This window comes from Desulfobaculum senezii (genome assembly GCF_054657395.1).
Map to the genome: position 1 here is coordinate 68,937 of NZ_BAAHYU010000003.1, position 22,777 is coordinate 91,713.

Annotated in this window: 16 protein-coding genes and 1 tRNA gene; 2 read left to right on the top strand and 15 right to left on the bottom strand. The window is 60.4% G+C overall.

Annotated elements, in window-relative coordinates; genetic code table 11:
- The first annotated feature begins 105 nt into the window (after nt 1-105).
- Nucleotides 106-2,877, top strand: coding sequence for a bifunctional acetate--CoA ligase family protein/GNAT family N-acetyltransferase (locus tag ACYQ2T_RS09465; protein ID WP_459900169.1), 2,772 nt, complete (start codon nt 106-108; stop codon nt 2,875-2,877).
- 633 nt (nt 2,878-3,510) lie between these two features.
- Here ACYQ2T_RS09465 and ACYQ2T_RS09470 read toward each other — a convergent pair.
- From ACYQ2T_RS09470 to ACYQ2T_RS09500, 7 genes are all read right to left on the bottom strand, one after another.
- Entirely contained in the window at nt 3,511-3,972 is a 462-nt protein-coding gene (locus tag ACYQ2T_RS09470; protein ID WP_459900171.1) for a pyridoxamine 5'-phosphate oxidase family protein, read from the bottom strand.
- A 324-nt stretch (nt 3,973-4,296) separates the two neighbouring features.
- Nucleotides 4,297-4,680, bottom strand: a complete 384-nt coding sequence (locus ACYQ2T_RS09475) for a 4Fe-4S dicluster domain-containing protein (protein WP_404844044.1) — start codon at nt 4,678-4,680, stop codon at nt 4,297-4,299.
- 14 nt (nt 4,681-4,694) lie between these two features.
- The gene (locus tag ACYQ2T_RS09480) at nt 4,695-5,771 is read right to left on the bottom strand and encodes a hydrogenase large subunit (RefSeq protein WP_459900172.1); all 1,077 of its coding nucleotides are present in this window, start codon (nt 5,769-5,771) and stop codon (nt 4,695-4,697) included.
- A gap of 9 nt (nt 5,772-5,780) precedes the next feature.
- A complete protein-coding gene (locus ACYQ2T_RS09485) occupies nt 5,781-6,152 on the bottom strand; it encodes an NADH-quinone oxidoreductase subunit C (protein ID WP_404844042.1) in 372 nt (123 codons plus the stop codon).
- Nucleotides 6,153-6,167: 15 nt separating this feature from the next.
- Nucleotides 6,168-6,614 (bottom strand): NADH-quinone oxidoreductase subunit B family protein, encoded by a 447-nt coding sequence (locus tag ACYQ2T_RS09490; RefSeq protein WP_404844041.1) that lies wholly within the window; start codon nt 6,612-6,614, stop codon nt 6,168-6,170.
- 3 nt (nt 6,615-6,617) lie between these two features.
- On the bottom strand, nt 6,618-7,472 hold the full coding sequence (locus tag ACYQ2T_RS09495; protein WP_404844040.1) for a respiratory chain complex I subunit 1 family protein: 855 nt from the start codon (nt 7,470-7,472) through the stop codon (nt 6,618-6,620).
- Nucleotides 7,472-9,361: an NADH-quinone oxidoreductase subunit 5 family protein gene (locus ACYQ2T_RS09500; RefSeq protein WP_459900174.1), complete on the bottom strand. Its 1,890-nt coding sequence runs from the start codon at nt 9,359-9,361 to the stop codon at nt 7,472-7,474. The genes ACYQ2T_RS09495 and ACYQ2T_RS09500 overlap by 1 nt, the downstream gene beginning before the upstream one ends.
- Nucleotides 9,362-9,587: 226 nt before the next feature.
- On the opposite strand from ACYQ2T_RS09500, the gene ACYQ2T_RS09505 reads away from it, so the two are divergent.
- Entirely contained in the window at nt 9,588-9,863 is a 276-nt protein-coding gene (locus ACYQ2T_RS09505; RefSeq protein WP_459900176.1) for a hypothetical protein, read from the top strand.
- A gap of 953 nt (nt 9,864-10,816) precedes the next feature.
- Here the strand turns inward: ACYQ2T_RS09505 and ACYQ2T_RS09510 are convergent.
- The 8 genes from ACYQ2T_RS09510 to ACYQ2T_RS09545 form a co-directional block, all read right to left on the bottom strand.
- Nucleotides 10,817-10,892 (bottom strand) — tRNA-Phe (locus ACYQ2T_RS09510).
- A gap of 117 nt (nt 10,893-11,009) precedes the next feature.
- The gene (locus ACYQ2T_RS09515) at nt 11,010-11,846 is read right to left on the bottom strand and encodes an outer membrane beta-barrel protein (RefSeq protein WP_459900178.1); all 837 of its coding nucleotides are present in this window, start codon (nt 11,844-11,846) and stop codon (nt 11,010-11,012) included.
- A 92-nt stretch (nt 11,847-11,938) separates the two neighbouring features.
- Nucleotides 11,939-13,108, bottom strand: coding sequence for a M23 family metallopeptidase (locus ACYQ2T_RS09520; RefSeq protein ID WP_459900179.1), 1,170 nt, complete (start codon nt 13,106-13,108; stop codon nt 11,939-11,941).
- Nucleotides 13,109-14,352: 1,244 nt separating this feature from the next.
- The gene (locus tag ACYQ2T_RS09525) at nt 14,353-15,129 is read right to left on the bottom strand and encodes a tetratricopeptide repeat protein (protein WP_459900181.1); all 777 of its coding nucleotides are present in this window, start codon (nt 15,127-15,129) and stop codon (nt 14,353-14,355) included.
- Entirely contained in the window at nt 15,119-17,596 is a 2,478-nt protein-coding gene (gene gyrA, locus ACYQ2T_RS09530) for a DNA gyrase subunit A (RefSeq protein WP_459900183.1), read from the bottom strand. Before gyrA ends, ACYQ2T_RS09525 begins: the two co-directional genes overlap by 11 nt.
- 147 nt (nt 17,597-17,743) lie before the next feature.
- Complete coding sequence (gene gyrB, locus ACYQ2T_RS09535) at nt 17,744-20,143, bottom strand: DNA topoisomerase (ATP-hydrolyzing) subunit B (protein WP_459900184.1); 2,400 nt, start codon at nt 20,141-20,143, stop codon at nt 17,744-17,746.
- Nucleotides 20,143-21,300 (bottom strand): DNA polymerase III subunit beta, encoded by a 1,158-nt coding sequence (dnaN, locus tag ACYQ2T_RS09540; RefSeq protein ID WP_404844032.1) that lies wholly within the window; start codon nt 21,298-21,300, stop codon nt 20,143-20,145. Before dnaN ends, gyrB begins: the two co-directional genes overlap by 1 nt.
- Before the next feature lie 118 nt (nt 21,301-21,418).
- Entirely contained in the window at nt 21,419-22,738 is a 1,320-nt protein-coding gene (locus ACYQ2T_RS09545) for a DnaA ATPase domain-containing protein (RefSeq protein WP_459900186.1), read from the bottom strand.
- Nucleotides 22,739-22,777: the final 39 nt, after the last annotated feature.

Genomic DNA, 22,777 nt, shown 5'->3' on the forward strand with positions numbered 1-22,777 from the left:
ACGGCAGAAAAGAATGGTATGAGCGGAACTTAGAGGCTTCTATCGGCCACCGCCCGGCGGTCGGCGGTCAAACACGACAGGTGAACGGAAAAGAGCGTAGCCACGATGAACCTGACCAATCTGCACACCATGTTCCGGCCCAACTCCGTCGCCGTTATTGGCGCAACGGATACGCCCGGTACGCCCGGCGCGGTCATCCTGCGCAACCTCAAGGACGGCAAGTTCATCGGTCCCATTATGCCGGTGCACGAATCCCTCTCGGAAATAGCCGGACTGCCTGCTTTCCGCTCCATCGACACGCTCCCCCTGACGCCAGACGTGGCCATCATCTGCTCCGCGCCCGAAACGGTGCCGGACTATGTGCTCCAGCTGGGACACCGCGGTGTGGCCGGGGCCATCATCCTCGGCACCGGCTTTGCGGACCTGCCGCCGGACGCCCACCAAATGCTGGAAGGCGCCATTCTCAGCGCCGCCCGGCGCACGGACCTGCGCCTCTTGGGCGTGGGGAGCATGGGGTTTCTGAACCCCATCATCGGCATCAACGCCAGCCTTGCCCACTGCGACGCCCAGCCCGGGCGCATTGCCTTTGTCACCCAGTCCGACTCGCTGTTCACCACGGTTCTGGACTGGGCGCACGTGCGCAATATTGGCTTTTCACAATGCATTTCCCTTGGCACACGGCTGGACTTCGGCTTCGGCACGGTGCTGGACTTCCTCAACGCGGACCCGCACACCCGCGCGGTGCTCCTGTACGTGGAGGACATTGAAAACGCGCGGCACTTTATGTCCGCCGCGCGGGCCACATCGCGCAACAAGCCCGTGGTGGTCATTAAGGCAGGGCGCACGCCGCAGGCCGCGCGCGAAATGGCGCGCTTTACCACCCGCGCCCTTGGCGCGGACGCGGTGTACGACGCCGCCTTCCGCCGCGCGGGCATGCTGCGCGTCTCGGACACCGAAGCGCTGTTCGACAGCGTGGAAACCATTGCCCGCTCCAAGCCCTTCAAGGGCGAACGGCTGGCCATTGTGGTCAACGGCCTAAGCCCGGGCCTCATCACGCTGGACCGCTTTGTGGAGGGCGGGGGAGAGCTGGCGGAAATCGCGCCTGAAACGCGGAACAAGCTGGCCGAATTGCTCGTTGATGAACCCATGCCCGGATGCCGCGCAGAAGGGTGCGTGGGCAATCCCGTCAACATTGCCGCCAACGCACCGCCAGAGCGCTACGCCGATGCGCTGCGCATCCTCCTCAAGGCGCCCGGCGTTGACGCCGTGCTGCTGCTGCATTTCCCTTCGGCCCTTGTGGACGGCAAGGAAGCGGCGCAGGCCGTGGCCAAGGCCGCCAAACGCGCCAAACGCCTTGTACTGACCAGCTGGGTGGGCGGCGCAAACACCGAGGACGCACGCGAAGTCTTCAACGAAGCGGGCATCCCCGTCTACTCCACGCCGGACAAGGCCGTCCGCGCGTACTTGAACCTTGTGCACTACCGCCGCAACCAAGACATGCTGGTGGAAACCCCTGCCTCACTGCCGACGTCCTACCAGCCGGAGACGAGCACCGCCCGCCGCGTTATGCAGGCCGCGCTGGACTCCGGGCGCGACAGGCTCACCGTGCCCGAGGCCATGGACATCCTTGCCGCGTACCAAATTCCCGTCCCGGAAACACGCCTTGCCTCCACGGCGGAGGAGGCCGCAGAAGCGGCGGAGGCCATTGGCTTCCCCGTTGCGCTGAAGATTCTCTCCCCGGACCTTGTGTGCAAGTCCAAGGCGGGCGGCGTGGCCCTCGACCTCGACACCCCGCAGGCCGTGATGGACGCCGCGCGCGCCGTGGCCTACCGCGTGTGCTCGGCGCAGCCGGAGTGCTGCATCTCGGGCTTTATTGTCCAGCGCATGGGCCGCAGACCCCGCGCGCACGAGCTGTATATCCATGTGGGCACGGACCCGGTCTTTGGCCCGTATATCAGCTTCGGGCAGGGTGGGGCGGAATCGGAAATCCTTGCGGACTCCGCCGTGGCGCTGCCGCCGCTGAACATGACCCTCGCCAAGGAACTCATCTCGCGCACCTTTATCTGGAAGCTCCTGCAGGGGCACGCGGATCGGCCAGCGGCGGACATCGACGCCCTGTGCCTGACGCTGAACAAGGTCTCGCAGCTGCTCATCGACCTGCCGGAAATCACCTCCATGGAAATCAATCCCCTGTTTGCCGACGAGCAGGGCGTGCTGGCCCTTGATGCCGACGTGGTGGTGCACGAGGACGAAGAGGAAACCGGCACCGCGCGCCTTGCCATCCGCCCCTACCCGCGCGAGCTGGAGGAATGCATCACCCTCAAAAACGGCATGCGCATCACCCTGCGCCCCATCCGCCCGGAGGATGAGCCAGCGCACTGGGACTTCCTGTCCAAGCTCTCCATCGAGGACATCCGCTACCGCTTCTTCGGCCATATCCGCGAACTGCCGCGCTCCGAAATGATCCGCCTGACGCAAATCGACTACGACCGCGAAATGGCCTTCATTGCCTCGCGCGAGTCCGACGGCGACGCGCCGGAGACCCTTGGCGTGGTGCGTGGCATGACCAAACCGGACAACTCCGCCATGGAGTTTGCCATTATCATCCGCTCGGACATCAAGCGGCAGGGGCTGGGGCGCATTCTGCTGGACAAGCTGGTGCGCTACGCCACCTCGCGCGGGACCAAGGCCATCATCGGCGAAGCCCTGCTGGAGAACAAAGGCATGGCAGGCCTTGCCGCCGCCCTCGGCTTTGAGGTGACCAAGAACTATCAGGACGACGTTTTTTCCTTCAATATGCCCCTTGTGCGGCCGGAAGACGATGACGGCGAACACGAACCCGGCGACGAGGAGAAAACCCCGGAGCAGGGCGACTAGGCGCATCTACACCCTCGGCTGCTGGGCCACAGGAGGTCCGCCATGTCGCGGCGGGAGCCCTTGTATATTGCCCCCCTGAGCCAGAGGCGGAGAAAAAAGAAAGCCGCCTCCATGAATGGCATGAAGGCGGCTGTTGCGGCAGACCGTAGGCCCTTGTCACAGCGCCAGCGGATTCCTCTGAGCGGCACGCCTCCATCCTCACCCAGCCCATGCCGCCGCATATGGCGCCACCGCTTGCCGCACCACACGGTCCCACCGTCCCGGGCTTCCGCCGTTTCCCGCCCCTTTTCTCTAAAAGGGATGACAGAGGGCAGGCACAGCCCCATTTCTCCGCCGCGCGCAGGCGCGGTCCGCTCCTACGCCTCGCCCCCAACCGTTTCTTCGCCGCTCTTCTCTTGAAGCGGGAACACGGGTCGCCCAAGCCTCTTCTCCTAAACAGTCACACGCCATCCTCCCGGCAAAGCCCAGGGACGCCCCACAGCAAACAGGCTATCAGCCCATGCCACGCCTGGTTTCCCGGCCGCTATGGCGCATCCTTTTCACCCGCGCATCGTCCAGACAAAACACCGCCCCGTCCCGCCACTGCATGCAGGGCGAAACGGGGCGTTCTGTGTACTGGGGCTATCGCGTAGGCTACGTGCTAGACGCGGCCTCACGCGGCGGTTCAAGAGCGTAATGAAACTGCTCGGCAACGCCGGACAACAGCTGGAAGGACGCAATATCCACGCGGAAGACAACGCAGTCCGGCTGGCTGAGAAAGTGCTCCAGCCCCGGATTGACGCGTTCCAATTCCGCGGCGGCCTTGGCGCGTTCCTGCGGGTGGTCCACGGCGCTGGCCGTCCCGCGGACCGTGAGCGCCTGAATGCGCGAGCGGTCGTCAGGGGACTTGAGGCGGGTATCCACAAGCAGGCTCACGGCAGGGCTCTGCTGGATATTCCGCCACTTGGCGCTGTCCTTGGACGTAACAAGGTACATGGCGCGGGGCGGAATGGGCACAACATAGGTCATCAGCGAGGTGTGCGGGCCATCAGGCCCAGCTGTGGCGAGGACGCACAGGGAATGGCCGGTGAGCACGGCAACACAGTGTTCAAGCATAGCGGGGAACCTCCGGTGGATGCAGGGCAGCGGAGCCGTCTGGACCATGGCACATGCCGCCACACTACAGGGCATGCGGGGCCTTGGCCGCCAATCACGGCGCGGCGTGGGAGAGGGCGGGATAAAGCGCTTTGCGCGCCCCACAGCACCCCGCCACACGCGCCCGCCGCGGCCACGGCGGTCCAGACACGAGGAGCCTACCACACTCCGGTGCAGGAGCGAAACGCCCCGGACAAAAAGCTTGCCCATGCAAACAACGCGGCCCCTCCTGCGCGTACGCGGGAGGGGCCATGTCGTGTCGACAAGACGACCACAGGGAGGCCGTTACGAGACCTTGGGGTCAGCCTTGGGCGCCGCCTTTTTCTTGGGCTTGGGCGGCGTTCCCTGCATATTCACCATCGCCTTTTGGGCGGCGGGCTTTTTATGGTCGTTGGTCATGGACAGGCTAGACACGGGACAGCTCTGCACGCAGATGCCGCAGCCTATGCAGGCATACGGGTCCAGGTCCCACGTTCCGGCCTTGCGGTCCACGGTGATGCACTGGGACGGGCACTTCTTGGAGCACAGGGTGCAGAAGGTACACGTCTCCATATTGTTCACCAGTTCGCCGCGGTATTTCTTAAACGGCTCGCGAACCTCAAAGGGATACAGGCGCGTGGCCTTTTTGGTGAAGAGGTTCCTCAGCACTGTCGGCGTCATATTCATCATAGCGGTGTCCTCCGTTATCGTTCCGTACACGAGATGCACGGGTCGATGGACAGAACCACGACGGGTACATCCGCCAGTTCAATGCCGCCCACCATGGCGAGCAGGGGCGGAATGTTCGCGAATGTGGGGGTGCGGATGCGCACGCGGTCAAGGTACTTCTTGCCGCTGGCCTTAATGTAATAGAGCAGTTCGCCGCGGGGCTGTTCCGTGCGGTGCACGATTTCGCCCTCGGGGTGGCCCTTGAATTTCGTAGCCAGATCGCCCTCAGGCAGGCGCGAGATGGCCTGACGCACAAGGTCGATGGACTGCAGCGTTTCATCAAAGCGAACCGCGCTGCGCGCCCAAGAGTCACACTCCGTGTAGACCACTGGCTCAAAGTCGATGCGGTCAAAGCACTCGTACTTGAGCTGGCGGCAGTCCTGCGCAATGCCGGAGCCGCGCAGAGTCGGGCCGCATGCGCCGGTTTCGATGGCCATTTCCGGCGTCAGGACGCCCTTGCCAACGGTGCGGGACTTCACGGTGTAGTCGTTCAAAATGGTGTTGGTCAGCTCGCGGATGGCCTTTTCGGCCTCGTCCAGCTCGCTGAGAATCCAGCGGCACTGCTCGGGAGACAGGTCCTGACGCACGCCGCCAACCACGTTCACGGACACGATAACGCGGTTGCCCGCGGTGGCTTCGTTGATATCCATGATCTTTTCACGGATTTTCCAGAACTGCTGGAACAGCGCCTCAAAGCCGAAGGCATCCGCAAACAGGCCCAGCCACAGCAGGTGGCTGTGCATGCGGTGCAGCTCGGACCAAATAACGCGCAGATGCTGTGCGCGGTCCGGCACTTGCAGCCCAAGGAGCTTTTCGAGGCATTCGCAGTAGGTCATGGCATGGATGCAGGAGCAGATGCCGCACACACGTTCCACCACCTGAATCATCTGGTGGTAGTCGCGGATCTCGGTCAGCTTCTCCAGACCTCTATGCACAAAACCCAGTGCGGGTACAGCTTCCGTCACAATTTCGTCTTCGACCACCAGCTTCAGGTGGATCGGCTCCGGCAGGACCGGGTGCTGGGGACCGAAGGGGATTACCGTCTTGGCCATGTCGAATCCTTACTGTTTGGTGATCTTGACGTTATTGGTCAGGGGAACCTGCGTGGTGGATATTTCTTCATCCAGCAGCAGCGAGCGGTTGAAGTCCAGCACCAGCCCGTCGAAGTCGAGGGCGAACTGGTCGCGCATCTCGTTTTCGGAAAGCATGGCGCAGAAGTAGATGCCGCTGATGCTGGGCACGGGTTTGGCCTTTTCGGCCATCATGCGCAGGTTGACGAGCTCCAGGTCCTTGTCCATGTGGTAGAGGATGTCCACAGTGTCGTCGTCCACCTCGGTGCAGGACATGGCGACCAGCCGGTAGCCGTCGTTCTTGAGCATCAGTATCTCATTGGCGACGGTCTCTTTCGTGACCTCTTTCAGATTCTCAATCACAGCTTTCTCCTGAGACTATGCCTTCTGGGCTTCGACCTTTTCGGCGAACTTCTGCAACCCCAGCACAACGCCATCAATGATGGCTTCCGGTTTGGCCGGACAGCCGGGTACGTAGACATCAACGGGGATGACCTTATCAATGCCCCCCAGCACGTTGTAGCACTCGCGGAACACGCCGCCTGTGGTGCCACATGCGCCAATGGCGATAACCGCCTTGGGGTCGGGCATCTGGTCATAGATGTTCTTGAGAACCTTCTTGTTGCGGTGGTTGACCGTGCCCGTCACAAGCAAGATGTCAGCATGCTTGGGGTTGCCCACGTTGACGACGCCAAAGCGTTCCACGTCGTACAAGGGGGTCAGGCAGGCCAGCGTTTCAATATCACAACCGTTACAACTCCCGCAGTCGAAGTGCATGATCCACGGGGACTTGATGCGCGACTTCTCGATGAATGACTTGATCATGACTTAACTCGCGGCGTGCAGCCAGATGAGGTTCACGAAGGACATGGCCAGGCCAACGCTCCAGACGTACTTGAGCATCCAGCGCCAGGTCATGCGGGCCATAGTGTTGTCGATGACGATTTCCGCAAAGTACACCGCCACCAAAAGCAGACCCATGCCGTACCAGCTGGTGGTCCAGAACAGGGCGCAGATGCCAAGGACAAAGATGGTTTCGTACCAGTGGGCCAGCTCGATCAGGCCAAGGAACGGGCCGGAGTACTCAGTGAGCACGCCCTTCACCAGTTCCTGATGGCCGTGGTGCGAGGTGGAGAAGTCAAAGGGCGACTTTCTCAGCTTAATGGTCAGCGCGTAGCCCAGCACGATGAACATGAGCGGCAGCTTGAGCAGCAGAGGCTGCTGCGTCGCCATGATGTCGCTGATGTTAAAGCTGCCCGTCACCATAAAGATGCTGACGAACACGAGGATGAGCAGCGGCTCGTAGGTGAGCACCTGAATCAGCTCGCGCTGGGCGCCAATCTGCGAGTAGGGCGAGGGCACACTCATGGCGCCCATGACAAGGAACACCGCGCCAATGGCCTGCACGAAGAAAATCAGCAGCAGGTCGGACTGGACGAAGAAGAGCACCACGGACAGGGCAGCGGCCACAAGGTACACCCACGCGCAGAACACCTGCCACACGTTGGCAACCATCTTCTCCTTTCCAAACAGTTTGGCCACATCGTAGAAGGCCTGCATGATGGGCGGTCCCTGCCGGGACTGAAACCATGCCGTGACCTTGCGGTCCAGACCGGCGATGAGGCCGCCGATAAGCGGCGCAACAACAAGACCAATCAGTGCGAGTATGATTTTCGTGATCATTACAGCGCCCCTCCCATCATCAGCACGATCAGGGCGATGGCGGCAATGTTGACCGGCGTGGTCAGCACATTCTCGCCGAAGACCGCATTCATGTAATAGTTCCCAGCCTCAAGCTTCACCGGCGCGTTCATGGGGCCGTTGAAGGTGGCGTCCTTGATGTCGCCAATCTGCAGGCCGCCCATGTAGGCCGCCGTCGGCTCGATGGTGCGGGCCTTCTTGGCCGCGCGCAGGGCGTACAGGAAGCCCGCGCCAAGGATGAAGAACAGGGGGTATACCGCAAACGCGCCCATAGGCCCGGTGAGGATGCCTCCGGCGCTCTCAAGGGGCGGCGCGGAGAACAGCGGCTGCACAAGGCTGGAGTAGATAACCGGAGCAGCGAGGGACAGCACCACGGCTGCGCCCGCCAGCAGGGTCAGCGGCATGCGGATGAAGGTTTCCTGACGCTCCGTCGCGGGCTTGTCGGCGCCAGCGGTGGACAGCATCATGCCGGCCCAGCGCGCCCAGTAGATAACGGTGAGGGCAGAGCCAAGGGCCATCATCACCACCACGAACAGGTTGCCCGCCGCAGACTCAATGGCCAGCCACTTCGCCAGCAGCACGCCAAAGGGCGGCAGAATCATGGTCAGGATGCCGATGACGGCAAGGATGGTGGTGCGGGGCATGCGGTTGTACAGGCCGCGCATGTCTTCGATATCGCGGGAGCCGATTTCCTGCTCGATGGTGCCAACGCACAGGAACATCAGCGACTTGGACACCGCATGGAAGATGATGAGCAAGATGGCCGCCGTCAGCGCCGCGGGGGTGTTGATGCCCGCACAGGCGATGATGAGGCCAAGGTTGGACACCGTGGAGTAGGCGAGAATCTTCTTGCCGTTGGACTGGCTGATGGCCAGCGCGGCGCAGGCCACAAAGGTGAAGGCGCCACACAGGGCTACGCCGTCGGAGACGAAGCTACCCGCAAACGCCGGAGCGATGCGCAGAACCACGTACACACCGGCCTTGACCATGGTGCTGGAGTGCAACAGGGCGGAAACCGGAGTGGGGGCGACCATGGCGCCAAGCAGCCAGCTTTGGAAGGGCACCTGCGCGGCCTTGGTGAACCCGGCCAGACAGATAAAGGCCAGCGGAATCATCAGCGCGCTCACGGCAGGTCCGGCAGCGATAATCTGCTGCAGGTCCAGCGTTCCGGTGACGTTGTAGGCCCAGATCATACCGATGACGAAGGCGACGCCGCCAAGGCTGTTCATCCACAGGGCGCGCACGCTGTTGCGGATGGCAATCTCGCTGCCGTCATGCCCGATGAGCATGAAGGAACAGAAGGTGGTGACCTCGAAGAAGAAGTACAGCCACATGATGTTGTTGGCGAGGACCAAGCCGTTCATGGCGCCAAGGAAAAGAATCATGAACATGAAGAAGCGGGGCTGTCTGGACGTCTCCAGATGCAGATGCTCCTCGTGCTTGTTCATGTAGGGGATGGCGTAGATGCAGATGAGCGAGCCGATGATGGAGATAACCAGCACCATCACCAGCGAAAGCTGGTCGGCATAAAACGCCGGAACCTGCGCATGGTCCACCACAAACAGCTCAAAGATGGCCAGCAGCACGATCTGCGTGACGGTAAACACCTTGATGAGCAGGCTGTTGTGTTTGAATGCGTAGTACAAAATAAGGAACAACAGGGCGAAATCCGCCACCGCGACCAGCGTTCCCCAGCCCGCTGGCGGGCTATAGGTGAACGTCCCCGCCGTAAGCAGGGCGATGGAGGCGACGGCCAGAATGCCGCCCATACCCGTAACGACCAGTGACCGGACAAAACTTGCACGCAGGAACATGCACGCAATGCCCGCCACGAATGGAAGAAGAACAAGAAGCACTAACAGATTGGACATGACGACCTCTTTTAAAATGTTCCGCCAATCGTATCCCACAGCCAACCCGGCCTCCCACTGACCGGGACAAGTCCTTGAAATCTCAACTTTTAAAGATTTCTGGCTCCCTTGTTTATGACATGAACAGTTACAGGTCAACAAAAGATTAGAAATACAGCGGTGCGTCAACGTTGTTTGTATGCTTTTACACGCATTCAAGATGTTGCAATTGTCAAGAGGAGGAATCTTGCTCAATTTCATGCACAGTTTTCCACGCGAAAAGAACGCCGCAGCGGCAACAGGAAATCGGCGCACCTTTCTCTTGGTCGCGCAACCAGCCAAACATGAGAAAATATCGGACACACAAGGCGAAACACCGCATTCCAAGCAGTTGACTGAATATTCAACCAACACCAGCCGCAAACGCCAATTTTCCGAGATGCGGCGCCAGCAGTGTCATCCAGCTGACACTTTATTTTTGAAAAAGCGTGCTGGGTTTGTTGTGGCCGATATACAGAGATAAAGGGATGCAAGAACTCTTTTCGCATTGTGACGGCGTTCACAATCTCCGTCGATACGGAAAGGGCAACGCTTTTTACGAGCACAGTGCATTCAGAGTAACGTCATCGGAAACAGAACGGGGATTTCTGCGTGCAGGGCCTTTTTTTTTAAAATTCCCGTCATCAGACGCAAAATACGGCGCCAGAACCCTTACGGATAAGTATAACTGCTCACGCAAATACAGTGAGACGCAGCGGCAAAGCATCGCAGGCAACACCACACAACAGACATTGCGCAGAGATGTATATTTTACACCACAGAACCATGCCAAGAAATGCAGTGACGGAAGGGCGCAGCGCACCAACACAGCCACACGGCACGGCGTCCAAAATGTCGCAAAGAGGGGGAAGGAAGCCGGGAAACAGACGCCCTGAACAGAAGCACTGCCCCCCCCTGAGCAAGGGGACACCACTGTCCGGGACCAGAGGAAACAGCGCATGGCGGGGGAGCACCGAGTCCCGCGCCGGGAGCCTCTGTCCACTGCCCGGCGTCATAACGACGCGAGGGGGGAGGGAAGGAGGACACAAGACTGGCGCAGCACCGCCTCCAGCGGCCCGCACAGACAACAGCCAAAGCACAAAGAAGAGGGAAGAGTGGAAGGTACGCACACCGCGGAGCGCGGTCAGGGCGGACAGAATCGGCAAACAGGGGAGGGGACAGCGTCGCACATCACGCGACTGAGAACATCAGGCGCACCATACGGGACCAGAAAAGGAACATCGAGACAAAGCGGCAGGAAAGGGCGGGGCGGAACACGCCCAGAGGCAGGGGAGCGTCACAGCGCTCCATACCGCCAGAACGCAGCAGAACGAGAGAACTCCCCGGCGCAAAGCGCCGACATCACACGGGACGGCAAGGCGGGCACAGGGCAAAGAAAAAGCCTCCGCGCTTTCACGCGGAGGCATATTCTCTAAGTGGTGCCACGGCACAGAATTGAACTGCGGACACGGGGATTTTCAGTCCCCTGCTCTACCAACTGAGCTACCGTGGCCCCCGTCGGAGATGAATACCTAGCCAAACTCGATTTGGTTGGCAAGCACTTTTTGAAAAAAATTTGGAATTCATGGCCCCAGGGGCGCGGTAACGCGGGGATATTCCCCGAAAGGACCTAGAAGCCCACCATCACAGCCACCCCAAACACCCGCATGGTGTTCTGCGGCTCCACCACAGTCCCGTCGGCACTGCCCGTAATCTCCAGCGTGGCGGTGTCGGATTCTTCCACATCCCAATAGCGATAATACGGCTCCACGGAGACGCTCCATCCCTCGCCGAGGTATTCGGCAAAACACGCGGCACGCACGCCCCACGCGTCAAAAGCGTCCTGCTCGTTGGTGGGGTCATTGTAGCGCGCGTCGGCCTGACTGAGGTGGCTCTTCACGCGTCCGCCCCAAAAGAGGTCGTATTCCCCGCGCAAACCAAAGCGCCACTCGCCGCGCCGGGTGGCAAGCTCCGCGCCGACAGGCGTATACAAGTAGCGGATTTCGCGCTCGTAGCCGCCGTCGCCTTCGATTTCATCGAACCAATAGCGGTAGCCAAGGCCGACAAAGGGCGTCAGTGCCCAGTCACTGAGGGGAATGTCGTACCCGACAAGAGCGCGCAGGTGGAACATGGAGTCTTCGGTGTCGCGGGTGATGGGCGTGCCATCCTGATACTGGCCATCATAGTCCAGCCCGCCGCCGACGTACTCCATTTCGCCGCGCCCCATCCATCCTGCCGAGCAATGGTAGGTGCCGCGCAGGCGGATGCCGTGCAAACTGCCCGTCTCCTTCATGACCCCCGGCTCTCGGTAACGCACATTGGCGTACACATAGCCAAGCTCCACGGTATTGCGCAGGGCAGGGTGCAGCGCCGGGTCGGAGGACTCCTCCTGCGCCAGAGCGGGAGAGGCGTACACAAGACAGAGTAAGACCAGCCCCAAAACACCACCACAACGAAAGCGATTCATGGCCACCTCCTCGTGATCCGGACGTTTCCGTTCAGAATACCACAGGGAGGCACCATGCGCCCCGGAAAATGCACGGGCAAGGGTCAATTCATCTACATATGTGCGGAAAAGCGGGAATCATTGTGCGCAAGACGGGTGGTCCCCATCCGCACACGGGAGGCAATGACGCGGCGGCGCAAATAGCGCATCTCGCGCCGGGTGAGGTCGCGTGAGGCCAGGGAGCGGTTGCCCCTCGGGTTCACCAGCCTGCCGTTCTTTTTCAGACGGAAATCAAGATGTGGTCCTGTGGCGTAGCCCGTGCTGCCCACATAGCCAATCACCTGCCCCTGCACCACGCGGTCGCCAACGGCGATATCCTTGGCATAGGCAGTCAGGTGCAAATACAGCGACTCGTAGCCGTCCTCATGCTCGATAGCAAGATAGCGCCCGGACTTGCGGTCGCGCCGCATGCGGTCGATGCGGCCATCGCTGGTGGCATAGACCGGCGTTCCGCGCGGGGCGGAGTAATCAATGGCGTAATGGGGCTGCCAGCGCTTTGTCACGGGATGCAAACGGCGCGAAGCAAAGCCCGACGCCAGTTCATAGGTTTCCAGAGGCGCACGCAGGTAGGGCTGTAAATTCTTGCCGGCGGCGTCGAAGTAGGACGCGCGGCCATCGGGTTCATTCTTGAACCAAAACGCCTCATAGGCGGTGTCCCCGCGGAAGAAGGCCGCCGCAAGGATGCGACCATACCCAATACACTCGCCGCGGCGGTACTTCTTCTCCACCAGCAGGGTGAAGGTGTCGCCTTTTCGGACCTCGCGCCACGCATTGAAGCGGAAGGCAAAAATATCAGCCAGACGCAGGGCCAGCCCACGGTCTCCGCCCGCATCGCGCATGGCGGCGGTGAAGGCGCGGCGCTGGCGCACCTCGCCGTGCATGGTTTCCTCCACCACATCAATGGGCGTCTTCTGCACACTGGCGGAAAAGCCCGCATCTTCGCGGGTCACCAGCAGGTATTCCCATTCGTCAATATCGTAGCGGAAGGAGTGGAATCCCTCAGGACCGGACTGCACGCGGTAGGTCTGGCCGGCCCGGAGTTTGGTCAGCGGAAAGACGCCCCGGCACTGTTTGGACAGGTCGTAAATTTCAGGCGGGGTGAGCACGTCGCCAAGCAAGGAGGATACACTGTCGCCGCTGCGCACTGTGCCATCGCGCACCGTCACAGCATCACCGGTGGCGGCGGGGCGCTGCGCCTCGCCGGCGTGAACGGAAAGCGGCATACCAGCCAGCAACAGGCCGCACAGTACACACGCCGCAACGACGTACCGGAGAAATCCTAACTCAGCTTGGGGGCTTTGGTGCATCATCCTCTCTGCTACTTGGAAGGGGGTGGCGCGCCAGTACGGCGCAGGACAGGTGCCTGTACTCGTCTTCACGGATTCTGTCACCCCTTGCCGGGGGCGGATATCCGCGAGGGAGCAGCATTCCTTGTGCTATTTCAGGGAGTTTTGGCGGTACAAAGAATTTCAGAGGGATGAGGCATGAAAAGGGTCCCGTTTCGCAGGGACAAAAAACAGGTGACGGCCGGGGTGTCGCCGGCCCCGGCCGTCACAATCGCAAGAAGGAGGCTTCTATCCAATAAACCAAGGAAGGTTTGATATCTCGTCGGTGCGGCGGCCGAGAGGGTCGTATGCATTTTCCGCCGCCGCACCGCTAGCACGGTAGAGAACAAAGAGAGCTTGGGAGGTGGCTATGGGAAGGCTTTTCCCGTCGCCTTCTGTCTTCTCTGTATCAACCTTCGTGCCAAACACGATTTACGTGCAAAATCAGTGTGTTAGCAATTTGCGTGAAATTTTCTCAAGTATTTGGGTGCACAAGACTGCACATATAATGTGCAAACATGTGCAACACCGTGCACAGACTGACTGCACAACCACCTCACATCACACATCCTTTTCACCACAAGGCCAGCCCCCGGCCCTTCGCGGCGCGCTGCCCCCCCCATCAGCACATTCTCACCCACGCCCGGACCGGATGTGCGCTTTGTTCATAAACACAACAACATGCTCTTTTTCTTGGGGAAATTAGTAACATCATTTCTTGGAGGGCAGGGCCGCGTCGCCTCACGTCCATGCATACGAGCACCTTATCCCAAACAGCCCCAGTGCGGCCTTGCCCCCATTGTTCCCCGGCCGCGTTCCCGCCTCTTCATCTACTCCAGAGGTGCCAAGGACGGCGAATGTGCAAAGTGTTCCTAATTACACTAACATCCTAAAATATATTGTAAAATAAGAAACATTTTCCACATTCCACCCGATATTCCACTGCAGTCCCTCAAGGGAGGGATGGACCTTTGCCGCGCCGCAGGCTTCCGGTTTCACCGCAACGGCGCAGTCCCCAACAAAGCGCGTCACTTCCCGCCAAACGCCGCCGCCCAGCGCCCGGCAACAGCCCACACAAAAAGCCGCTCAGGCGAACCTGAGCGGCTTTGAATGGTCTTCTCTGAAGTCCCACGGGGATGAAGCTATTTTGACTCCAACAACCCGATGCGCGTCTCAATGACTTTGGGGTTGGGGTACGTGGTGCGGATGGAGGAGAACAGCTCCAGCGCCTTCTCCCGCTCGCCCTGCGAAACGGCAATCTCCGCCAGCAGGAACGTGGCGCGGGCGCGCAGTTCCTCTGGCGCAGCCTGCTGCGCACGGACCTTGTGCAGCCACTCCCGGGCCTGCTCGTTGTTCTGGAGCAGGGAATAGGCCTGCGCCAGTTCATACATGCAGGTGGCGCGGGGCGCGTCAGCAGGGGCATCCTGCACGCATTGCAGCATGGCGTCGCGCGAGAGGTCATACCGCCCCTGATACTGGTACACCTTGCCAAGGTTGAAGGAGATTTCCCACAGCCTGTCCGGGTTGCCCGCATTGGCGGCAAGGGCGTGCTGCCACGTTTCCGCCGCCTTATCCCACTGGCGCATGCGCATATACACATCCGCAAGCTGCCGCGTCAGCTGCGCGGAGCGCTCGGGGGCATCCGAGAACTCCAGCAGCATAGCCTCCAGCAGTGTGGCGGCCTTGCGCGGCGAGTCATTTATATCGAGACAGATGTCCAGCAGCCGGTTCCAGACCTTCCACCGCGCATCGCCCTGCGGCGAGGATTGCAGGTAGTTCTGGTACAGGTTCTCGGCCTGAACATAGTTGCCCTGAGCGTATTCCCGGTCGGCGCGGGACAGGGTGGTGTCCTCCGCCTGTGGAGAACACGCCCAGAGCAGACACGCCAGCACCAAGGCAATGGCGGTTTTAGTCTTCATTCTTCCGTGCTTCATCAATCTGCTTATCGCGGACGATGTCGAAGCCCACCACGTGGCCGTCATCGGCCATGCTGACAAGGCGCACACCCTGCGTGGCGCGGCCAACCTTGCGGATTTCACCGGCGCCGATGCGGATAACCTTGTTTTCGGACGTCAGCATAATGATGTCGTCGTCCTTTTCGACCATGATGGCCCCGATGAGGGAACCGGTCTTGGGCGTGGTGCGCATGGTGATGATGCCCTTACCGCCACGCGTCTGCAGGCGGTAGAGGTCAAGGCTGGAGCGCTTGCCGTAGCCCTTTTCGGACACGGTCAGGATGTCCTTGTGTTCATCGGGCGTCACCACAACACCGGCCACAACGCGGTCGCCGCTGCGCAGGGCGATGCCCTTCACACCAGCGGTGCCACGGCCCATGGCGCGGGCGTCGGCAACGCTAAAGCGGATGGCGTAGCCATGCTGCGTCACCAGCACAATCTCGTCCTCGCGGCCCACGTCCACAACCTGCAACAGGTCGTCGCTTTCGCGGACGTTGACGGCAATAATGCCGGTGGAGCGGCAGTTGGTGTACATCTCCTGATGCGTGCGCTTCACCATGCCCTTGCGGGTCACAAACAGGAAGCTCCTGTCTGCGGCAAAGTCGCGCACGGTCAGCGATGCCACCACGTACTCGTCCTTATCCAGCGGCAGCAGGTTGGCAATGTGCATGCCCTTGGCCGTACGGCTGCCTTCGGGAATCTGGTGCACCTTGAGGCGGTGCATCTTGCCCCGGTTGGTGAACAGCAGGATGTACTGGTGGTTCGTGGTGACGAGGAAGTTCAGGATGAAGTCCCCGTCCGAAGTGTGCACGCCAAAGATGCCCTTGCCGCCGCGCTTCTGGGCGGAATAGTTTTCCATGGCGGTACGCTTGATATAGCCGCGCTCGGACAGCGTGATGACCACGTCGGCGTCGGGGATGAGGTCCTCGATGTCGATGCCGGACAGGTCGTGGTCGTCGATGACGGTGCGGCGCGGGGTGGAGTAGGTCTTCTTGAGGGCGTCCAGCTCGTCGCGGATAACGCCAAGAAGAACGTCTTCATTCTCCAGAATGCTCTTGAAGAATTCGATCTTCTTGAGCAGCTCCCCGTATTCCTCCAGCAGCTTTTCGTGCTCCATATTGGTCAGACGCTGCAGGCGCATGTCCAAGATGGCCTGGCTCTGCACGTCGGACAATTCGAACTGCTCCATGAGCGCCTGCTTGGCGTCCTGAGCGGTTTTGGAACTGCGGATGGTCTTGACCACGGCGTCGATATTATCGAGCGCAATGCGCAGGCCTTCCAGAATATGGGCGCGGGCTTCGGCCTTTTTGAGGTCAAAGCGGGTGCGGCGGATGATGACCTCGCGGCGGTGCTCAAGGAAGTGGGCCAGAATGTCCTTAAGGGTGAGCAGCTGCGGGCGGTTATCCACAACGGCCATCATATTGAAGCCAAAGGAGGATTCCAGCGCCGTGTACTTGTACAGGGCGTTGATGACGATGTCCGGGATGGTGCCGCGCTTGAGGTCAATAACAATGCGGATGCCGCGGCGGTCGGATTCGTCACGCAGGTCGCTGATGCCCTCAATGCGGCGCTCATGCACCAGCAGGGCAATCTTTTCCACGAGGGTGGACTTGTTCACTGCGTAGGGAATCTCGGTAATGACGATGGACTCAAGGCCCTTGCCACGGTCCTCAACGGCGAGGGTGCCGCGCATCTTCACCGAGCCACGGCCCGTGGTGTAGGCCTCGGTCAGGCCTTCGCCAACGTAGGCCACGCCGCCGGTGGGGAAGTCCGGGCCCTTGATGAACTGCATCAGGTCGCGGGACGAGCAGGACGAGTGGTCCAGCAGGTACAGCAGCGCGTCGATGAGCTCGCCAAGGTTGTGGGGCGGAATATTGGTCGCCATACCAACGGCGATACCCGCGGAACCATTGAGGAGCAGATTCGGCACCTTGGTGGGCAGAACCTCGGGTTCCTGCAGGGAGTTATCGTAGTTGGGGCGGAAGTCGACGGTGTTCTTCTCGATATCCGAGAGGAACTCACCGGCAAGGCGGGACATACGGGCTTCGGTGTAACGCATGGCGGCGGCGGAGTCGCCGTCGATGGAGCCGAAGTTACCCTGTCCATCCACCAGCGGATCGCGCATGGAAAAGTCCTGCGCCATACGCACCAAGGCGTCGTACACAGCGGAGTCGCCATGGGGGTGGTATTTACCGATGACGTCACCAACAACACGGGCGGATTTCTTGTACGCCCTGTTGTAGGTGTTGCCGAGCTCATGCTGGGCATACATGATGCGCCTGTGCACGGGCTTCAGGCCGTCGCGCACGTCCGGGATGGCTCGGCCGATAATGACCGACAGCGAATACTCAAGGTATGATCGCTGTATTTCCTGTTCAATACTGATTGTCGGGTTTTCCACGCTTCTCCCTCGCAAGCTTGCCGGAGCCATGCTCCGGGCGGGGATTAATCCGGGGAGCCGCCCACCCGCCAAAGCGGGGCGGGCGGTCCTGCCGAAAAACTGTCATCCCTGCGGCGGCGCAAGGTGCGCCGGGCAGGTGTGTCATGGCCATGCCGCGCAAATGCGCAGGGCGTGGCCTTAGATGTCCAAGTCGCCTACAGCCAGTGCGTTGCGCTCAATAAACTGGCGGCGCGGCTCCACCTGATCGCCCATCAGGTCCGAGAACAGCTCGTCCGCCTCGGCGGCGTCGTCCACGGTGACCTGCAGCATGGTACGCTGCTCGGGGTTCATGGTGGTTTCCCACAGCTGTTCGGGGTTCATTTCACCCAGGCCCTTATAGCGCTGGATGTTGATGCCCTTGTGCGCCTCGGCAAACACGGCGTCCAGCAGGTTGAAGATGCCGGAGATGGTGTCCGTGGTGTCCTTTTTGACCAGCTGGAAGTCATGGGAACCGCACTGGTCCATGACGGCGGCGAAGCGGTCATAGCTCTGCTTGAAGATTTTGGAGTTGAAGAACTCCACGCCAATGCGCGTGCGGTGGCCCTTGCCGTTGTCAAAGATGACATAGCGGCGGCTTTCCAGCCCATCGTCGGAGAGTTCCAACTCGGCAGAGTAGCCGCGCTCGCCGATGTAGGCCTTCAGCGTCTCAAACTCGCCGTTGTCGAGGGAGGCGGGGGTCAGCTTCACGTCAAAGGCGAGCAGCTTGTGGAACAGGTCCTCGCCAATGCCGAGCTGTTCGGCCTCAAGGGTCTTGTCGCGCAGGAAGTTAATCTTGTTCATCAAGCGCACCAACGTCGCGGTGCGGAACACGCGCGGCTCGTCGCAGCCCATGGAGTGCACTTCGATATCGCCGGCGATGCGCTCCAGCAGGTAGCCGGCGTATTCGCCCTCATCCTTGATGTACTTCTCAAACTTGCCCTTGTGCACGCGGAAGAGCGGAGGCTGGGCGATGTAGAGATAGCCATGCTCGATAAGCTGCGGATAGTGGCGGAAGAAGAAGGTGAGCAGCAGCGTCCGGATGTGCGCGCCGTCCACGTCGGCGTCAGTCATGATGACGATTTTGTGGTAGCGCAGCTTGTCCAGTTCAATCTCGTCCTCACCCTGACCGATACCAGCGCCCATGGCGGTGATAAGGGCCTTGATTTCCTTGTTGCCAAGCATCTTGTCAAAGCGGGTGCGCTCCACGTTCAGAATCTTGCCGCGCAAGGGCAGGATGGCCTGAATGCGGGGGTCGCGTCCCTGCTTGGCAGAGCCGCCGGCGGAGTCGCCCTCAACGATAAACAGCTCGGACTCCTCGGGCTTCTTGGTCTGGCAGTCCGCCAGCTTGCCGGGGAGGGAGTTGTCCGACAGCGCGCCCTTGCGTCGCACAAGGTCTTTGGCCTTTCGCGCGGCTTCACGGGCGCGGTGGGCGTCCACCACCTTTTCGATGATGGCGCGGGCGTCCTTGGGATTCTCCACAAAGAAGGTGTTCAGCTTGTCGTACACCATGCCGGACACAAGGCCGGAGACCTCGGAGTTGCCAAGTTTGGTCTTGGTCTGGCCTTCAAACTGCGGCGCGGGCAGCTTCACACTGACCACAGCGGTCAAGCCTTCGCGCACGTCGTCGCCGGAGAGCTTGGCCTTGAGCTTTTTGGGCAGGTCCGAGTTCTGGATATAGGCGTTGATGGCGCGCGTCAGAGCGGACTTGAAGCCCATCAGGTGCGTGCCGCCTTCCTTGGTGCGGATGTTATTGGCAAAGGTCAGCATCACTTCCTTGTAGGAGGTGTTGTACTGCATGCCAAAGTCGATGGAGATGCTCTCCACTTCCGCAGAAGCGGAAATCGTCTGGTGGATGCCCGTGGAGCCGGAGTTGAGGTCGGCCACGAACTGTCCAATGCCGCCGTCGAACTTGAACACGTCGCTGCGCTGGGTGCGCTCGTCGCGGAAGTCGATGGTCAGGCCGGGATTGAGGTACGCCAGTTCCTCAAAGCGCTTACGCAGCACGTCGTACTGGAACTGGTTCGTCTCGAAAATCTCTTCGTCCGGGCGGAAGCGGATCATGGTGCCGGAGTCCACAGCGTCGTCAATGTTCTTCAGCTGGGTTGCCGGAACACCGCGCTCGTACTTCTGGAACCACTTTTTGCCGTCGCGGCGGACGGTGACTTCCAAATACTCGGCCAGGGCGTTCACGCAGGAGACGCCAACGCCGTGCAGGCCGCCGGAAACCTTGTAGGAGTCGTTATCAAACTTGCCACCGGCGTGGAGCACGGTCATGACGACTTCAACGGCGGGGCGGTTTTCCTTGGGATGCATATCCACGGGAATACCACGGCCGTTGTCCATGACGGTGACGCTGTTGTCGATGTGCAGGTTGACGATGATGGTATCGCAATAGCCCGCCATGGCTTCGTCAATGGAGTTGTCCACCACCTCGTACACCAAGTGGTGCAAGCCGCGCGCATCGGTGGAACCGATGTACATGGCTGGGCGTTTTCGAACTGCGGACAAGCCCTCCAAAATGGTGATGCTTTCCGCATTATATTGCTTGGGCTGGGTCATTATTCGGTGCCTTCCTCGCTGTAATACGTTTCTTCCACGATCTTCATGGGCATGATGATGACCTGATATTCGGGATCGTCCTCGCCGCAGACGCCGCAAGGCCCTTCCGCGCCGGTCAGCTTGAAGTTCACCTTATCCGAGGAGAAATGATTGAGGATTTCGATAAGGTTGCGCGTGGGGAACGCAATTTTTTTCAGGTCGCCCGTGAAGTCGACGTCGAGGGATTCGGACGCGGTTCCGACGTCCTGTCCCTGACTGTAGATCACAAGTTCGCCGCCGAGCTGGAAATACGCGCAGCGGTTGTTCTCGGTATTGAAAATGATGATGCGCTCAAGGGCATCAATGAGTTCCAGACGGTCCGCCGTCATCTCGGACACGCCGTCCTCGGCAATCTTATCGAGGAAGGTGTGGTAGTCCGGATACTGGTAGAAGGACAACGGCAGGCTGAAGGTCTCCTTCTTGTCCGCGGTGCGGAAGAAAAGACGCTTGTTGTCGATGTTCAGCTCAATCTCGTCGCCGGAGAGCCACTTTTTCAGTTCCACCAAGTACTTTTTCTGAATGAGCACGCCGCCGTCGGGGAGCATGTCGCGCAGGTCGTCGTGCAAAAAGCGCAGCATGGCGAACTGATGGCCGTTCAGACCGCAGGACTCAATATGCTGCGTGGTCTTGTCGGGCATCAGGCTCAGGCAGGCGATGGCTTCCATGGTGTCTTCATCGCTGATGCAGTAGGCGGTCTTGTCGATGAGTTCCTGCAGAAAATCCCCGGCCCAGAACACAGAGTTCTCCTCGGGGAATTCCGAAAAGTTCTGGAACCAGCTTTTTTCGTTGGTGGGCAGCTTGTATTTGCGGCTTCCCTGCTGGATGGAAAGGTGCTGGCCCTCGTCGTCCGCCTTGAGGGTAATCTGTCCCGGAGGCAGCTTGCGGATGAGGTCGTAAAAGGACCGTCCCTGCACGCCTACAAGGCCTTCCTCAATGATTTCTGCCGTATAGGTGCCGCAAAATTCCAAATTGGAGTCCGTGGACATAATGCGCAGGGCGCCGCCGTCCACCTTCAGCCAAATGGTTCTCAAAAATGCCGCGCCGGTCTTGGCGGGAATGATGCTTGCCGACTTCTGCAGGCCTTCGATGATGTCATCCCGGAACACCTTCAGAAACATCGTCTTCTCCTTGCGTGAAAACTGAAACAAATATCGCGGCCGCAAACTGTGCGGCAGCCACTCGTAATCTTCCGTCCGGCCCGCTGTCGGGCTGGTATATTGTGCATGACCACGACCGTTAGTCGTCCGCGAGACAGCGCTTTCGCAGTGTCTCGACCTGGTCCTTGAAGTGCACGTCTTCGGCCATGAGGGTGCGCACCTTCTTCACGGCGTACAGCGCCGTGGAATGGTCGCGCCCTCCAAACTGCCGCCCAAGGGCGGGGTAGGAGGTCTGCAGGATGTCGCGGCTCAGGTACATGGCCACCTGCCGCGCCCGCACGATGTTGTGGTGCCGCCTTGCGCCCTTCAGGTCGCTCAGGCTCAGGCCATAAAAGGCCGCCACCACGTCAAGAATGGTTTGCGGGTCCACGTCCCCGCGCGCGCCATCGTCCGACTGGGCGATGATGCGGTCAAAATCACTGTCCGAAAACTCCGTACTGACGAATTCCTTGTACGCGTAGAGCTTTAAAAGCACGCCCTGCAAAAACCGCAAATCCGTAAAGCGCTGCGCCACGGTGAGCTGCCGCTCGCGCGACAGGCCCAGCTGTTTCTGACGACAAAAGCGCTCCACACAGGCAATGCGCACTTCAAGGTCCGGCTCCGCCAGCGCGACGATAAGCCCCCACTCCAGCCGCGACTTGAGCTTGGGGTCAAGGAAGTCGTAGGAGGGCAGGTTGCCAAGGCACCCAAACACCATCTGCTTGCGGGCGTCGTAGAAGCTGTCGAACAGGGTCAGGATCTCACTCTGGAAGTCCCTGTGGCCCTTGAGGAGGTGCAGGTCGTCCACCAGCAGGAAGGTATAGCCGCACACCTGCGCCCGGGCCTTCATGGCGTCGCCGCCGCATTCGCCTTCGTAGAGGTGGAGCAGATCCTCGACGGAGCCGAAGAAGACGTTCTCGCGCCCATGATTGCGGGCCAGCTCGTTGGCCATGGCCTTGAGCAGGTGCGTCTTGCCCGAGCCGCTGGGGCCGCAGACGATGAACGGATTAAACGTTGGGTCCGTCTGTTTGGCCACCTCCCGCGCGGAGATGATGGGGAAGGCGTTTTTGTTGTTCTGCACAAAGCTGGAAAACGCGAATTCGCGCCCGAAGGGGTAATCCAGCGTGCGCACGTCGTCCTCGCCGGCGGCAGGGGTCTGCGCCGCCTTGGCCGAACTGCCGTTGGTCCCGTAGCGCAGACGCACGGGCGCGGCAAAGAACGCATGCAGTTCCTGCTCAAAACGCTCCTGATGACTCCCTGCGAACCACTGCGAAAAAAAGGCGTGGGGAAAGACCACGGACAGCTCTGTCTGCTCGCTGTTCATCGTGAGTCGCAAGGGGTCGTACCAGCGCCGGAGCTCATCCGCGGAGTGGTTTTTCAGCAGATGATCGCGCAAAATGTTCTTCAATTCGGAATCCATTGGTGTCCGGTCTTTGCGAGGGAAAAAAGTCCACAACAA

Bases quoted from the DNA above. Each gene is read 5' to 3' on its own strand.
- ACYQ2T_RS09465 (WP_459900169.1), top strand. From the start codon at position 106: ATGAACCTGACCAATCTGCACACCATGTTCCGGCCCAACTCCGTCGCC.
- ACYQ2T_RS09470 (WP_459900171.1), bottom strand. From the start codon at position 3,972: ATGCTTGAACACTGTGTTGCCGTGCTCACCGGCCATTCCCTGTGCGTC.
- ACYQ2T_RS09475 (WP_404844044.1), bottom strand. From the start codon at position 4,680: ATGATGAATATGACGCCGACAGTGCTGAGGAACCTCTTCACCAAAAAG.
- ACYQ2T_RS09480 (WP_459900172.1), bottom strand. From the start codon at position 5,771: ATGGCCAAGACGGTAATCCCCTTCGGTCCCCAGCACCCGGTCCTGCCG.
- ACYQ2T_RS09490 (WP_404844041.1), bottom strand. From the start codon at position 6,614: ATGATCAAGTCATTCATCGAGAAGTCGCGCATCAAGTCCCCGTGGATC.
- ACYQ2T_RS09495 (WP_404844040.1), bottom strand. From the start codon at position 7,472: ATGATCACGAAAATCATACTCGCACTGATTGGTCTTGTTGTTGCGCCG.
- ACYQ2T_RS09500 (WP_459900174.1), bottom strand. From the start codon at position 9,361: ATGTCCAATCTGTTAGTGCTTCTTGTTCTTCTTCCATTCGTGGCGGGC.
- ACYQ2T_RS09515 (WP_459900178.1), bottom strand. From the start codon at position 11,846: ATGAATCGCTTTCGTTGTGGTGGTGTTTTGGGGCTGGTCTTACTCTGT.
- ACYQ2T_RS09520 (WP_459900179.1), bottom strand. From the start codon at position 13,108: ATGCCGCTTTCCGTTCACGCCGGCGAGGCGCAGCGCCCCGCCGCCACC.
- ACYQ2T_RS09525 (WP_459900181.1), bottom strand. From the start codon at position 15,129: ATGAAGACTAAAACCGCCATTGCCTTGGTGCTGGCGTGTCTGCTCTGG.
- gyrA (WP_459900183.1), bottom strand. From the start codon at position 17,596: ATGGCTCCGGCAAGCTTGCGAGGGAGAAGCGTGGAAAACCCGACAATC.
- gyrB (WP_459900184.1), bottom strand. From the start codon at position 20,143: ATGACCCAGCCCAAGCAATATAATGCGGAAAGCATCACCATTTTGGAG.
- dnaN (WP_404844032.1), bottom strand. From the start codon at position 21,300: ATGTTTCTGAAGGTGTTCCGGGATGACATCATCGAAGGCCTGCAGAAG.
- ACYQ2T_RS09545 (WP_459900186.1), bottom strand. From the start codon at position 22,738: ATGGATTCCGAATTGAAGAACATTTTGCGCGATCATCTGCTGAAAAAC.